Origin of the sequence: Pseudomonas sp. R3-56 (genome assembly GCF_051132075.1) — a bacterium.
Classification (GTDB): Bacteria; Pseudomonadota; Gammaproteobacteria; order Pseudomonadales; family Pseudomonadaceae; genus Aquipseudomonas.
Genome location: NZ_CP071657.1, coordinates 5,602,939 through 5,617,588 on the forward strand (window position 1 = coordinate 5,602,939; position 14,650 = coordinate 5,617,588).

Below are 14,650 nucleotides of genomic sequence, written 5' to 3' on the forward strand. Positions count from 1 at the left end.
CGCCGGCAAACCTCTAGCGGCGAGCTCAATGGGCGCATCCTCCAGCGCGCTCATTGACAGTCGACGGTTACCGAAATAGACTTCGCGCAAATGGACTGGGGGATCCCGGTCGGCGTCTAAGCCTCGGTGAGTTTCACCGGGGCTTTTCGCTTTCTGGATACGGAAATATTTTTAATCCCCAGTTCTCAAAACCTTCTCCTGCTTTGTCACGTCCCCCACTGCAGTAGAACTTGCGCTTAAGTACGTCAAAAGCCCGGTTCTCCTGCCCAGCACGTAACACGCTCATCCCCACGGGTCTCGCAACGAGATCTGCCAATTGCAAGCCGGTAGAGTTAACCTGCTTGGTCGCAAAGACAATATCAAACGGAAGTTGAATTCCCATGCGATTGGCACCGTCGCACATACGACGAAACTCTAGCTCCAGCTCGTTATCCTCCTTTTTCCCTCTTCGCTCGACGATCACATGAGTCAACGCATCATGCTGGGTCTTCTCCTTTAAAAACTCGTAAAGCGTTTCCAGACAGAAGCCCAAAGCAACGTGATATGGATTATCTGCTCCGCCTTGTCTATCACGGAGTCTCGTCTTATCTATAACGCAGCTGATCAGAATAAAATTGCTCGCCTCAATGATGCTGGTCAATTCATCAAGAAACGCATGCTTGTGCTGCCTGGATACAAATAGGCTAGAGAAAGCACCTTTCTCCTTACGAATTTCCAGCTCATGCAGCCCAATCAAATCATGCCCCATATGATTGAACTTGAATTTTTGCAGCGCAGGAATGACCTTCTCACAGTAGTGGCGCTTATGAAAAACACAGAAAGCCAGTACGAACATCGGATAGTTTGGATCAAGCGTCTGCATACCATGATCGCCGCTCTCATCCACATATACGATAAAGTCGCTGAATTTTCCGCTCGGGGTGGCGGCTTTATCTTCGCCACCGGCTTTGTCTGCCTCGATCTCAAAAAGTGAAAATTGCTGCGCTGGCATTGTCTGATCTGGCATAGCGTCACAACTCCTTTTCAAGGCGTACCGACACGAACCAGAACACCCCATTTTTATCCGTTGAAATACTTTATTTTTTAGCTCGACGTCGGCATCCCTAAATTCTTTGGCAAGCGCTCATCAATCACCCGATACAACGCGCTATCCTGCGGCCAGTTGCGCATGAACCGCGCGCGATCCCGGGCGTAGGCCTGGGCGAAGCTCGCCTGGGTGCGGTGCTGGCACATGGAGTCGAGGTCGATCAACGCCCAGCGGTCGTGTTGCCAGAACAGGTTGTGGCCCTTGAAGTCGCCATGGCTGATCCGTTCGCGGATGAGGTCGGCGAACAAGCGATCCAGCGCCAGCAATTCTGTTTCGGGCGCTTCACCGGTCTCCACGTATGGGGCGAAGCGTTCGATGATGTCCGGGCCCGGCAAGTACTCGGTGACCAGATACGCACCACGGCGCAGCCACAGGAAACGCTTTTCCAGCAGCGCCAGCGGCTTGGGCGTGGCAATGCCGAGGAAGGCCAGACGATGACCCTCGCGCCAGGCATGCCAGGCACGGCTCGGACGCCAGAAGCGCTTGAGCCAATGGGCGAAGCCCTTGATGTTGTAGCGCTTGATGATCAGCGTACGGCCATCCGCCACCACCCTGCCGACACTCGCCGCGCCGCCGGTCTTGAACAGATGTCCCTGGTCCAGCAGGGCATCGGCCTGCTCAAGCACGGGCGCTATCGCGGCCTCTTCATCACGGCGGATAGCCCGCAGGCCGAAGGCCCCACGCTTGACGCTGAACAGGCTGCATTCTCGCCCGACCTTTTCGAGGAAATCCTTCAGGCGCCAGGATTGCACCTTGTCGATCTGTTTTTGCAACGCCTCCATCGGCAACGCATGTTCGGCATTGCCAAGCAGATAATGCACCAGCAACTCTTCGGTGAACGGCGCCAGGGACTTGGGCAACTGGGCGAAAAACACGCCGAGATTCTCCAGCACTTTTTGCCGAGACAACGGCTGCCCTGCGGTTTCGACCCGAATACCGGCGCCATCGATCAGGTAGAGTTTCCCATCGTGGCGCAGCAGGTTGTCCAGGTGCAGATCCTCTTGCCACAGGCCCTTGGCGTGCAGTTGTGCAATGGCACCCAGGGCCTCCGCCAGCACTGCGGCCTGCTCATCGGCCAACGGTGGCAATTGCTCGACTTGCCTCCAGGCGTCGCCCAGGCTTTGGGCTCCTTCGAGCAATTCGAACAGCAGCCAGCCACCCTCGCCGTCCTTCAAACCGTCCACCAGCAACAGCGGTGTGGTCAGGCCCTGCTCCGCCAGCAGACGCACGCCTTGCAGCTCACGCTGGAAGTGACGTGCCGCCTTGGCGCCAACCAACAATTTCGCCAGTACCGGACGACCGCGCCAGACACCCGCGCCCACATAACGCTGCCCTGGTAAAACGCGTAGAAGCGACAGCAATTGCAATTGCGCCGGTCCGGCGGCGTCCGCCAGTTCCAGGCTCAAGGGCAGGCCAGGGCTACGGCCGGCGTTTTTCAGTTCGGACAAAAGCATCAACGCGCCTCCTTGTCGGTACGGCGGGCGGCCACGCGTGTCATCCAGCTGTCGACCAGAGCGCTGTCCAGCGGCTGCTCCAGATAAGTAGCCAGCAACTGGCGCACGTCGTCACCCTTCCAAACGCCTGCCCGGCGCAACAGCGGCTCCAGGTCCTTGATCCGGTCACGTTGGCCGAACAGCAGCGGCCGGGTCTTCTCCAGGTCGATCAACTGCGCCTGGTAGCCGCTGTCGCCGGCTTGCAGGAAAATGTGCTTGGGATAAAAACAACCATGCATCTGATGCGCATCGTGCAGGCGCCGCGCCAGGTGCCCGCAGGCCTGCAGGATGCCCGTGCGCTGCGCGCCACTCAGCGTCGACCAGCGCTGCAGCAATGAATCGAGGTCATCCCAGCCGTCCAGCGCACGCGTCAGCAGAACCGCACGGGCCTCGCCGTTCACCTTGCGCTGGCCGTAGAACACGGCCTGCAGCGCGGGGATGCGCAGTTGCCGATAACGGCTGATATTACGAAATTCCCGGGAAAAACTCGGCTCGCCGAACGGATGCGACAAGGTTCGGGTCAGGTAATTGCTCTGACGCTTGAGGTAGTACCCCTGCCCTTCCAGTTCCAGGCGGAACACGCTGCTCCAGCCTTCCCCCGAGGTGTTGGGTTCGTCCACCGCTTCCAGTTGTCGTGCCCACAAGGCCTCGAAGCTGTCCAGGCCATGGCGTTGCAGCAACGCGCGGTCTTCATCGGCCAGAAAATCAGTCATTCACGCCCCTCGAAAAATTTCACCACTTGCCGGATACGCTTTTTGTCCAGGGCATCCAGCCGGTCGCGCTGCCGGTATTGCAGGTAAAAACGCAGGCGCTGAGTGGCCGACAGGTGATATTTGGCGACCTTGTCCAGGCACGCCAGGTCCTTGATGATCCGGTACTTGAGCCAGAAGCCGCGCCAGAAATCACCGTTCGGACAATCGATCAGGAACAACCGCGACTGATCGTCGATCAGCAGGTTGCGCCACTTCAAATCGTTATGGGTAAAGCGCTGCTCGTGCATGGTCCGCGTGTAACCCGCCAACTGCCGGCTCACACCGTCGACCCAGGCGTGATCCGCCAGCCTGGGGTCGCGACGTTCGGCCAGCGCCGAGAGGTCCTCGGTGCGGGGCAATTCGCGGGTGATCATCGCACCACGGGCGAAGGCCGCGCCGTTGCGCTCCAGTCCCCAGGCAATGATTTGCGCGGTCGGGATCCCCCATTTGGCGAAGCGCTTGAGGTTCTGCCATTCGGACTTGACCCGCGGCCTGCCCAGGTAACGCCGCAAGCCCTTGCCGGCGCCGGTGTAGCGCTTGACGTAATAATTGACGCCGTTGCGCTGCACACGAATCACCTCCGACAGCGGGTCGCGTGTCAGGCGCTCGCCCTGGAGGGCGAACACCGCGTCCAGGCTACCGAAATCCGCCGCCAGTTCGGCGTAGGCCGGTTCCAGTGTCCAGCCTGACATCAGAGCGCGTCCCCATACCGCTGCTTGCGCGCATACAGCTTGTTGGCCTTGCCTTCGAGCCAGGCCAGCAGCGACGCTTCTTCAGCCAGTACCTGGCGCAACGGCTGCTGGAAATATCCTTTTAGGAAACGCAGCTTGTCGCGGCGCGTCAGGCCGATGTCCAGCGCCGAAAAATACAGCGCGGCCAGGTCTTTGTTGCGCCAGCGCGTGGTGATGGCCGGGCGGGTCTGGGCGCGGTGCAGGTCGATCACCGAGAGCTTGAAACCGTCGGCCGTCACCGGTGTGTCGGTATGCAGCAGGAAATGGCAGATGTAGCAGTCGCGATGGTTGACCCCGGCGCGGTGCATCATGCCGGTCATGCGAGCCACTTCAGCGATCAGCGCCCGCTTGAGCCTGGGCTGCGGGGGCTGCCTGACCCAGTCGATGCTGTAATCTTCAAGGCTGATGGTGGGCGCCAGTTCTTCGGTGACGATGAACGAATGCTGGTCGGCCGGGTTGCTGCCCTTCTCGCCATACGCGACGGCCGTCATGGTCGGCACGCCGACTTCCTGCAGACGCTGGATGGCTTTCCATTCCTGTCCCGCGCCAAGTACCGGCAGCTTGGCGGTCAGCAGGTTCTTGAAAATCTCGCCCCAACCGATGCCACGGTGGATCTTCACGAAAAAGCCGCGACCGTCCACCTCGGTGCGCAAGGTGCGCCGGGCTTCGAGTTCACGGTAGACCTCGCCCTTGAGCGCCTCGACCTCGGTGAACGCATCGCGTCCAGCCCAAAGGCTCTTGAACGGTTCGGCCAGCATCAATTTCATCAAGCGTGCTCCGCCAATATCACATCGGCCGCGTGCTGCGGCATGCTGTAGAGGTCGGCCGTCTCGGCGAAGGCCAGACCGTTGCGGCTCCAGGCCGCTCTTGCCTCGGAATCACCGAGCATCCGCCCCAGGTATTCGGTCAGTTGCGTCTGCTCGAACGGCTCATCCAGCACCAGGCCGCTGTCGGCCTCGGCGATGTAATGGGCGTACCCGCACACCGCGCTGACCAGCACCGGCAACCCGGCCACCAGCGCTTCGAGCAGTACCGTGCCGGTGTTTTCGTTGTAGGCAGGGTGGATCAACAGGTCGGCGCCCAGCAGGAAACGCGGGATATCGCTGCGGCCCTTGAGGAACCGCACATTGTCGCCCAGGCCCAGCGCGGCACTCTGCAGTTGGAATACCTTGGGGTCGTCCTGGCCGATTACAAACAGCCGGGTGCGTTTTCTCAATTCGGCCGGCAGCGCGGCCAGGGCCTTGAGGCTGCGATCCACACCCTTGGTCTTGAAGCCGGAGCCGATCTGTACCAGTAGCAGGTCATCGTCGGCCAACTGGAATTCGGCCCGGAACGCGGCGCGGATCTCGTCGGCGTCGGCGGGCCGGCGACGGTCCTGGGCGATGCCCGGCGGCAGCAGATGGAAGCGTTCCAGCGGCGTGTCGTAGTGCTTGATGAACAGCGGCTGCTGGACTTCGGAAATCATCAGGACTTCGGTCTTGGCATCCTTGGCGAACACCGCCCGCTCGTACTCGGCGAAATGCCGATAGCGGCCCCAGCGCCGGTACAGCGAATTGCGCAGATTCTGTGCCTTGTCCTCGAAACAGCCGTCGGCGGCGTAATACACGTCCAGGCCAGGCATCTTGTTGAAACCGATCAGACGATCCACCGGGCGCTGGGCCAGGTCGGCCTCCATCCAGGCGCTGAGCTTCTCATTGCGACGGTGATTGAACAGGGCCTTGACCGGCGCCACCAGCACCTCGAAGCCGGGCGGCACGTCGCCCTCCCAGATCAGCGTGTAGACGCGGATCCGGTGGCCACGCCGCTGGCATTCCAGGGCGATGCGCATGAAGTCACGCTGCAGGCCACCGAAGGGAAAGTATTTGTAAAGGACAAAAGCCAATTGCATCAGCGCGGCTCCTCAGCCAATAACGTGCTCAGGTGGCTGGCAACACGCTCGGGGTTTACACGCGTGAAGCACAGGGGCTGCTCGCGTTTAAGGTCAAACCGACGGGCATCTTCGGCGGTCGGTGGATAAGTACACTGTTTCTGCATGCAGGGCGCGCAGGGGAAATCACTGGCGAGGTGAATCTGCCCCTTGCCGTAGGCACCGGTCAGTACCGGGTTGGTCGGGCCGAGCAGCGAAACGGTCGGCACGTCCAGGGCCGCAGCCAGGTGTCCGAGGCCAGTGTCCACGGCCACGCAGGCCTGGGCACCGGCGAGCACCTTGCCCATGCCGCCGAGGTTCAGTTTCGGCAGTACCAGGGCGTTGCGCAGCCCGCTGGCGATGCGCTCGGCGCGGGCCTTTTCGGCAGGGTTGCCCCACGGCAGTTTCACCACCACGCCGTACTGGCCCATGCGCTCGGTGAGCTGGCGCCAGTAAAGCTCGGGCCAGTGCTTGGAGTCCCAGGTCGTGCCATGCAGGAAAACCACATAGGGATAGGGGCGCGGCAGTTCCACCAGGCGGTCGATGTCGAGGCCATAGTTGCCCTGGGTCTGCGGCAAGTCGTAGCCCAGCGCCACGGCAAACAGCTGGCGCACGCGCTCGACCGCATGCTGACCACGGGCCACCGCCAGGCGCCGGGAGTAAAACCGCGCCGCCAGGGGCTCGCGTGCCGAATCCTTATCCAGGCCAGCCACCGGGGCCTTGACGTAGCGAGTCAGCCAGGCGCTTTTCAGCAAGCCCTGGGCGTCAATCACCAAGTCATACTTCTCGGCCCGCATGCTCTGCTTGAATCGCCGCCACTCGCCGCTCTTGATGGTTTGCCAGATATTCTTGCGCCAGCGCCGGATCGCCACCGGGATGACTTTGCCCACCGCGGGGTGCCAGGTAGGGATTTCGGCGAACCCCTCTTCCACCACCCAATCGAAGCGGATGCCGGGAATCGCCCGCGCCGCATCGGTCAGCGCCGGCAGGGTGTGGACCACATCCCCCAGGGAGGAGGTCTTGATCAGCAATACCCGCAAGTTACCGGACCTCCACGGGTGAGCCCTGCAATCGATCCAGGGCCTCGTTCACCGACGGCGGCATGAGCTGGCGCAGGCAATTGTAGTGGCCGAAGCGGCAGGTGCGATCGAAGCACGGGCTGCATTCGATGCCCAGGCGCACGACTTCGACTTTGTCGGCCAAAGGCGGCGTGAAGCCCGGCGAGGTGGAACCGTAGACCGCCACCAGCGGGCGGTTCAACGCCGCCGCGACGTGCATCAGGCCGGAGTCGTTGGACACCACGGAATCAGCGCAGGACAACAGATCAATGGCTTCGGCCAGGGACGTGTCGCCGCTCAGATTGGTCGACTCCTCCCGCAGGCCCGGGATCAGCCGCGAGCGGATGTCCTCGCCCACGGAGTGATCGTTTTTCGAACCGAACAGCCAGACTTGCCAGCCTTCGCGAATCTTCGCCTCGGCCACCTGGGCGTAATGCTCGGCCGGCCAGCGCTTGGACTCACCAAATTCGGCACCCGGGCACAGCGCCAATACCGGCCGGTCCAGGGTCAAGCCGAACTTGGCCAGGGCCGTTTCGCGCGTCACCGGGTCGATCTGAAGGCTCGGTCGCGGATAAGGCTTGGGCAACTCGGCGCCCGGCTCGTAGGCCAGGGCCATGAAGCGCTCGATCATCAGCGGATAACGATCTTTATCCAGCGTGCGCACATCGTTGAGCAAGCCATAGCGAAATTCGCCACGCCAACCGGTGCGCTTGGGGATGCCGGCGAAAAACGGCACCAACGCCGATTTCAGCGAATTGGGCAGCAGGATCGCCTGGTCGTACTGACCGGCCAGGGATTTGCCGATGCGCCGGCGGGTAGCCAGCTCAAGCACGCCATGACCGAGCGGGAAGCTCAAGGCCTTGCGCACTTGCGGCATGCGCTCAAGAATCGGCCGGCTCCACTCGGGGGCCAGGACATCGATTTCGCATTGCGGATGACGCTGCTTGAGGCACTGGAACAGTGTCTGCGCCATCACCATGTCACCGACCCAACTGGGTCCAACGATCAGAATATTCATGAGCTTTCCAAAAACGCTACGGGGAGGCCTATGCCTCCCCGCCTCGAGAATCACTGTGGCTTAGGTCGCTGCCTGTTGCCCTAATCTACAACACACCACCGATCTGTTGTGGGAGCGAGCCTGCTCGCGAAGAGGCCGGCACATCCAGCATCCATGTCGCCTGACACTCCGCCTTCGCGAGCAGGCTCGCTCCCACAGGGGTCCTGCACACGTTTCAAGTACTGCGCAGCACCACACATCCAGTGTGGGAGCGAGCTTGCTCGCGAAGAGGCCGGCACATCCAATAACAATGTCGCCTGATACTCCGCCATCGCGAGCAAGCTCGCTCCCACAGGGGTCCTGCATACGTTTCAATTACTGCGCAGCACCACACATCCAGTGTGGGAGCGAGCTTGCTCGCGAAGAGGCCGGCACATCCAATATCAATATCGCCTGACACTCCGCCATCGCGAGCAAGCTCGCTCCCACAGGGTCCTGCACACGTTTCAATTACTGCGCAGCACCACACATCCAGTGTGGGAGCGAGCCTGCTCGCGAAGAGGCCGGCACATCCAACATCCACGGCGCCTGACACTCCGCCTTCGCGAGCAGGCTCGCTCCCACATTTATATCTTCAGCTCATATACCTTCAGCTCAGCCCCAACTCCCGCCAGATCCGCATCACTTGTCGACGCTCCTCGACGAACTGATCGCCTGCGATCACCCCGGCGTCTTTCTGCAGAGCCTGGCGGTGGGCGGCGGAGCGGAAGGCCTTGTAGGCTTCGCGCAACAGCGTGGCGTCCTCGGCGGGCAGCAACCCGACCTCCTGCAACCCGTCCAGGATGCGGATGTTGTCGGTATAGCGGACCAGCGATGGATGTTCCTCGGACCACGCCAGGGCCGCGTATTGCACCATAAATTCAATATCGACGATACCTCCGGCATCCTGCTTGAGATCGAAGGGTGCCGTGGCTTCGAAGGCATTTGGCGCGGTTCCGGCGGCGGTGGCCTTGCTGCCGAGATTATCGCGCATCTTGGCGCGCATCTCGCTGACCTCCTGGCGCAAAGTCGGCAAGTCACGCGAACGTCCCAATACCTGAACGCGGACTTTTTCGAACGCCTGGCCCACATCCTGGCTGCCCACCAGCACCCGGGCACGTACCAGCGCCTGATGTTCCCAGGTCCAGGCTTCGTTTTCCTGGTAACGGGCAAACGCCCCCAGGGAACTGACCAGCAAGCCCGAGGCCCCGGAAGGTCGCAGGCGCATGTCCACCTCATAAAGCTGCCCGGAGTTGGTCTGGGCCGTCAGCAAATGAATGATCCGCTGACCAAGCCGGGTGAAAAACTGTGCGCCATCGATGGGTTTCGGACCGTCGGTTTCGGCCTGCGGGTCACCGTCGTGGATAAACACCAGGTCCAGGTCGGAACCATGCCCCAGTTCCAGCCCCCCGACTTTTCCATAACCGACAATAATGAAGCCCGGATCACACAGGCTGCCGTCGGTGCGCAGTGGCACCCCATGCTTGGCCGTCGTCTGGCGCCAGGCCAGGGCCAGTACCTGTTCGAGAATCGCTTCGGCCAGCCAGGTCAGGTAATCGCTGACTTTCATCAGCGGCAGGCTGCCGGCGATTTCCGAGGCGGCCACCCGCAAGCGGTGCGCCAGTTTGAAATGCCGCAAGGCTTCCATCTGCTGCTCGAGATCGTCCTCGGGAATTCGTGTCAGACGCTCGCGCAACTCCGCCGCGAGCTCAGGCGCCAGGGGCGGCTTGAACAAACGGCCTTCATTGAGCAATTCATCGAGCAACAGCGGGAACCGGGTGATCTGCTCGGCGATCCACGGACTCGCCGCGCACAGCGTCAACAACCGCCGCAGGGCGCCGGGGTTCTCGGTCAACAACACCAGATAGGCCGAACGGCGGGCGACGGCCTCTACCAGCGGCAATACTCGTTCGAGCACCAGGTCCGGGTCGGCATGTTCCACCGCCTGGGCGAGCAGGCGCGGAATGAACGCATCCAGGCGCTCGCGCCCCAGGCGCTGCATGGCGCGCAGCTGCGGGCTGGCTCGCAGGACAGCGAGGGCCTTGAGCGCCTTGGGTGCATCGGCAAAACCGGCCTCTTCCAACTGACGACACGCCGCTTCCTCGTCCTGACTGTCTTCCCACAATGGCAACCATTCGCCGCCAACCACCACTTCGCCTTCGCCGCCCTCGTCCTCATCCGGGTCAGCAATGACCTGGCCAAAATGCCACGCCACCCGACCGCGCCAGTACATCAACTGCTCGTGGAACGTCGCCCAATCGACGAAGCCCAGCATGAACGCAATGCGCGCCTGGTCTTGCGAGTTATCCGGCAGCATCTGGGTCTGGCGATCGGCAATGGCCTGGATCGCGTGCTCGGTGTATCGCAGGAACTCATACCCCTGGCGCAATTCCTCAATGACCTTGGCCGGCAGATAGCCCTGGCCTTCCAGGGTAGCCAACACCTTCAACAACGGCCGTTGCTGTAAGCTCAGGTCACGACCGCCATGGATCAGCTGGAACGCCTGGGCAATGAACTCCACCTCGCGAATGCCGCCCGAGCCCAGCTTGATGTTGTCGGCCATGCCTTTGCGCCGCACCTCCTGCTGGATCAGCTGCTTCATGGTGCGCAGCGCTTCGATGGCAGAGAAATCCAGGTAACGGCGATAGACGAACGGGCGCAGCATGTCGAGCAATTGCGCGCCGGCCACCTGATCGCCGGCCACCACCCGCGCCTTGATCATGGCGTAGCGTTCCCAGTCGCGCCCCTGGTCCTGGTAATACTGCTCCAGGGCATTGAAGCTCAATACCAGCGCACCGGCCGAGCCGTAGGGCCGCAAGCGCATGTCGACGCGGAACACGAACCCGTCGACGGTCATCGGGTCGAGGGCCTTGATCAGGCGCTGGCCGATGCGGATGAAAAACTCCTGGTTATCCAGCGGCCGCTTTGCGCCAACGGTTTCGCCGCCTTCGGGGTAGGCGAAGATCAGGTCGATGTCCGACGACAGGTTCAGTTCCACCGCCCCCAGCTTGCCCATGCCCAGGATGACCATCTGCTGCGGCTCGCCACTGCGCCGGCCGGTGGGGGTGCCGAATTGCTGGCTCAGGCGCTGGTACAACCACTGATACGCCTGGTCGATGCAGGTGTCGGCCATGTCCGAGAGATCACGACAGGTCTGTACCAGATCGGCCTGGCGGGTCAGGTCGCGCCAGATGATCCGTACCTGCTGACGAGTGCGCTGGCGACGCAGCACGCGACCCAGTTCGTCCTCGCTCTCGGCGGCTCGTACGGCAGCGGCGATCTGCCCGCACATTTCACCCGCCGCCAGGCTGCGGTCCAGCTCACCGCTGCGCACCAGTTCCAGCAGCATCGCAGGATCCCGTACACTTTGTTCGATGACAAAGTCACTGGCAGCGGCGACGCGGTTGAACTCGGCCCAACGCTGCGGCGTCCAGGCGGACAGCCCGTGATCGTCGTCCAGCGAAGCAACCGCCGCGCGGAACGACTGCTCGGCGCGACTGACCAATGACTGGAGAATTGCCGGAATTTCGGCAAGCGAGGGCAGGCTCATGGTCTATCCTTGATCGGCGCGGGAAAGGCTGGATGTAGTGTTTTTTGCAAAGCCACTACCTGATCGACTGTCGAACAAAGATGATAAATAGCTGATTTTCTGATTTTATTGGCAGCCGGCATCAAGTTTTTACCTGTTCGAGTTGGCTAAAGACCAACAGTAACGATTATTCTCACAACGAAACGAGGGGCCATAAGCCGCTCATGTGTAGTTTTACTACTCGTCTATACATTCGAAAGGCTGAAACGGCCAACGATTTGTAGTAAAACTACACGCCGCCGAAACAACCTTCGGCAATCCAAGAATTTATATCGTCTGCCCACAAGGCCAGTCGCAAACTCAGGCAACCGATTCTGGTAGCCTTTCCGCCCTGGAGCAAGCCATGCAAGACCTCGATCCCGTCGAAACCCAGGAATGGCTGGACGCCCTGGAATCGGTTCTCGACAAAGAAGGCGAAGACCGTGCTCATTACCTGATGACCCGTATGGGCGAACTCGCAACCCGCAGCGGTTCGCAACTGCCCTACGCCATCACCACGCCGTACCGCAACACGATCCCCGTCACCCACGAAGCACGCATGCCTGGCGACCTGTTCATGGAACGCCGCATTCGCTCGCTGGTGCGTTGGAACGCGTTGGCCATGGTCGTGCGAACCAACCTGAAAGATTCTGACCTGGGCGGTCACATCTCCAGCTTCGCCTCCAGCGCGACGCTGTATGACATCGGCTTCAACTACTTCTTCCAGGCCCCGACCGACGAACACGGCGGCGACCTGATCTACTTCCAGGGTCACGCATCGCCAGGCGTCTACGCCCGTGCGTTCATGGAAGGCCGCATCACCGAAGACCAGATGAACAATTTCCGCCAGGAAGTGGACGGCAACGGCCTGTCCTCGTATCCGCACCCTTGGCTGATGCCGGACTTCTGGCAGTTCCCGACCGTATCCATGGGCCTGGGCCCGATCCAGGCGATCTACCAGGCGCGCTTCATGAAGTACCTGGAAGCCCGTGGCTTCATCCCGGCCGGCAAGCAGAAAGTCTGGTGCTTCATGGGTGACGGCGAGTGCGACGAGCCGGAATCCCTGGGCGCAATCTCCCTGGCCGGCCGCGAGAAGCTCGACAACCTGATCTTCGTCATCAACTGCAACCTGCAGCGCCTCGACGGCCCGGTTCGCGGCAACGCCAAGATCATCCAGGAACTCGAAGGCGTGTTCCGTGGCGCCCAGTGGAACGTCAACAAAGTCATCTGGGGCCGTTTCTGGGACCCACTGCTGGCCAAGGACGTCGACGGCATCCTGCAGCGTCGCATGGACGAAGTCATCGACGGCGAATACCAGAACTACAAGGCCAAGGACGGCGCGTTCGTCCGCGAGCACTTCTTCAACTCGCCTGAACTCAAGGCGATGGTTGCCGACCTGTCCGACGACGAGATCTGGAAGCTCAACCGTGGCGGCCACGACCCGTACAAGGTCTACGCGGCGTACCACCAGGCGGTCAATCACAAAGAGCAGCCAACCGTTATCCTGGCCAAGACCATCAAGGGTTATGGCACCGGTGCAGGCGAAGCGAAGAACACCGCGCACAACACCAAGAAGGTCGATGTCGACAGCCTGAAGCTGTTCCGCGATCGCTTCGACATTCCGGTCAAGGACAGCGAGCTGGAAAACCTGCCGTTCTTCAAGCCGGAAGAAGGCAGCGCCGAAGCCCGTTACCTGGCCGAGCGCCGTGCCGCATTGGGCGGTTTCGTGCCACAGCGCCGCGCCAAGAGCTTCAGCATCCCGACCCCGCCACTGGAAACCCTCAAGGCGATCCTGGACGGCTCGGGCGACCGTGAAATCTCCACCACCATGGCCTTCGTGCGGATCCTCGCGCAACTGGTCAAGGACAAGGAGATCGGCCAGCGCATCGTTCCGATCATCCCGGACGAAGCCCGTACCTTCGGTATGGAAGGCATGTTCCGCCAGTTGGGCATCTACTCGTCCGTCGGCCAGCTCTACGAGCCAGTCGATAAAGACCAGGTGATGTTCTACCGCGAGGACAAGAAGGGCCAGATCCTCGAAGAAGGCATCAACGAAGCGGGCGCCATGAGCTCGTTCATTGCCGCCGGTACTTCGTACTCCAGCCACAACCAGCCGATGCTGCCGTTCTACATCTTCTATTCGATGTTCGGCTTCCAGCGTATCGGCGACCTGGCCTGGGCCGCTGGCGACAGCCGTACCCGTGGCTTCCTGATCGGCGGTACCGCCGGCCGGACCACGCTGAACGGCGAAGGCCTGCAGCACGAAGATGGCCACAGCCACATGCTGGCCGGGACCATCCCGAACTGCCGCACCTATGATCCGACCTACGGCTACGAGCTGGCGGTGATCATCCAGGACGGCATGAAGAAGATGATCGAAGAGCAACAGGACGTCTTCTACTACATCACCGTGATGAACGAGTCCTACCAGCAGCCAGCCATGCCGGCCGGTGTCGAGGCAGGTATCGTCAAGGGCATGTACCTGCTCGAGGAGGACACCCGCGAAGCGGCGCACCACGTCCAGCTGATGGGCTCCGGCACCATCCTGCGCGAAGTGCGTGAAGCGGCGAAGATCCTGCGCGAAGAATTCAACGTCGGCGCCGACGTCTGGAGCGTCACCAGCTTCAACGAATTGCGTCGCGACGGCCTCGCTGTAGAGCGCAGCAACCGCCTGCACCCTGGCCAGAAACCGAAACTGAGCTACGTCGAAGAATGCCTGAACGGTCGCAAAGGGCCGGTCATCGCCTCTACCGACTACATGAAGCTGTTCGCCGAGCAGATCCGCCAGTGGGTTCCTTCCAAGGAGTTCAAGGTGCTGGGCACCGACGGTTTCGGCCGTAGCGACAGCCGCAAGAAGCTGCGTCACTTCTTCGAAGTCGACCGTAAGTTCGTTGTGTTGGCAGCCCTGGAAGCACTGGCTGACCGCGGCGATATCGAACCCAAGGTGGTGGCCGAGGCCATCGTCAAGTTCGGCATCGATCCGGAAAAACGCAACCCACTGGACTGCTGAGGAGAATTT

Annotated in this window: 10 protein-coding genes; 1 reads left to right on the forward strand and 9 read right to left on the reverse strand. The window is 61.4% G+C overall.

Going from position 1 to position 14,650, the window contains the following annotated elements:
* Window positions 1–133 precede the first annotated feature (133 nt).
* The 9 genes from J3P96_RS25455 to glnE all read right to left on the reverse strand — a co-directional run bounded on the left by J3P96_RS25455 (window position 134) and on the right by glnE (window position 11,613).
* Window positions 134–1,006: a DUF3800 domain-containing protein gene (locus tag J3P96_RS25455; protein ID WP_434653870.1), complete on the reverse strand. Its 873-nt coding sequence runs from the start codon at window positions 1,004–1,006 to the stop codon at window positions 134–136.
* A 77-nt stretch (window positions 1,007–1,083) separates the two neighbouring features.
* The gene (locus tag J3P96_RS25460; protein WP_434653872.1) at window positions 1,084–2,541 is read right to left on the reverse strand and encodes a lipopolysaccharide kinase InaA family protein; all 1,458 of its coding nucleotides are present in this window, start codon (window positions 2,539–2,541) and stop codon (window positions 1,084–1,086) included.
* The gene (locus J3P96_RS25465) at window positions 2,541–3,293 is read right to left on the reverse strand and encodes a lipopolysaccharide kinase InaA family protein (RefSeq protein WP_434653874.1); all 753 of its coding nucleotides are present in this window, start codon (window positions 3,291–3,293) and stop codon (window positions 2,541–2,543) included. Before J3P96_RS25465 ends, J3P96_RS25460 begins: the two co-directional genes overlap by 1 nt.
* A complete protein-coding gene (locus tag J3P96_RS25470) occupies window positions 3,290–4,024 on the reverse strand; it encodes a lipopolysaccharide kinase InaA family protein (protein WP_434653876.1) in 735 nt (244 codons plus the stop codon). Before J3P96_RS25470 ends, J3P96_RS25465 begins: the two co-directional genes overlap by 4 nt.
* Window positions 4,024–4,830, reverse strand: a complete 807-nt coding sequence (gene rfaP / locus J3P96_RS25475; RefSeq protein ID WP_434602621.1) for a lipopolysaccharide core heptose(I) kinase RfaP — start codon at window positions 4,828–4,830, stop codon at window positions 4,024–4,026. The genes J3P96_RS25470 and rfaP overlap by 1 nt, the downstream gene beginning before the upstream one ends.
* The gene (locus J3P96_RS25480) at window positions 4,830–5,951 is read right to left on the reverse strand and encodes a glycosyltransferase family 4 protein (RefSeq protein ID WP_434653878.1); all 1,122 of its coding nucleotides are present in this window, start codon (window positions 5,949–5,951) and stop codon (window positions 4,830–4,832) included. The genes rfaP and J3P96_RS25480 overlap by 1 nt, the downstream gene beginning before the upstream one ends.
* Complete coding sequence (waaC, locus tag J3P96_RS25485; RefSeq protein WP_434602619.1) at window positions 5,951–7,009, reverse strand: lipopolysaccharide heptosyltransferase I; 1,059 nt, start codon at window positions 7,007–7,009, stop codon at window positions 5,951–5,953. The genes J3P96_RS25480 and waaC overlap by 1 nt, the downstream gene beginning before the upstream one ends.
* A 1-nt stretch (window position 7,010) precedes the next feature.
* The gene (waaF, locus tag J3P96_RS25490) at window positions 7,011–8,045 is read right to left on the reverse strand and encodes a lipopolysaccharide heptosyltransferase II (protein WP_434653880.1); all 1,035 of its coding nucleotides are present in this window, start codon (window positions 8,043–8,045) and stop codon (window positions 7,011–7,013) included.
* 628 nt (window positions 8,046–8,673) lie between these two features.
* Entirely contained in the window at window positions 8,674–11,613 is a 2,940-nt protein-coding gene (glnE, locus tag J3P96_RS25495; RefSeq protein WP_434653882.1) for a bifunctional [glutamate--ammonia ligase]-adenylyl-L-tyrosine phosphorylase/[glutamate--ammonia-ligase] adenylyltransferase, read from the reverse strand.
* Between the two features lie 382 nt (window positions 11,614–11,995).
* Between glnE and aceE the strand changes: the two genes are divergently transcribed.
* The gene (gene aceE, locus J3P96_RS25500) at window positions 11,996–14,641 is read left to right on the forward strand and encodes a pyruvate dehydrogenase (acetyl-transferring), homodimeric type (protein WP_434626416.1); all 2,646 of its coding nucleotides are present in this window, start codon (window positions 11,996–11,998) and stop codon (window positions 14,639–14,641) included.
* Window positions 14,642–14,650: the final 9 nt, after the last annotated feature.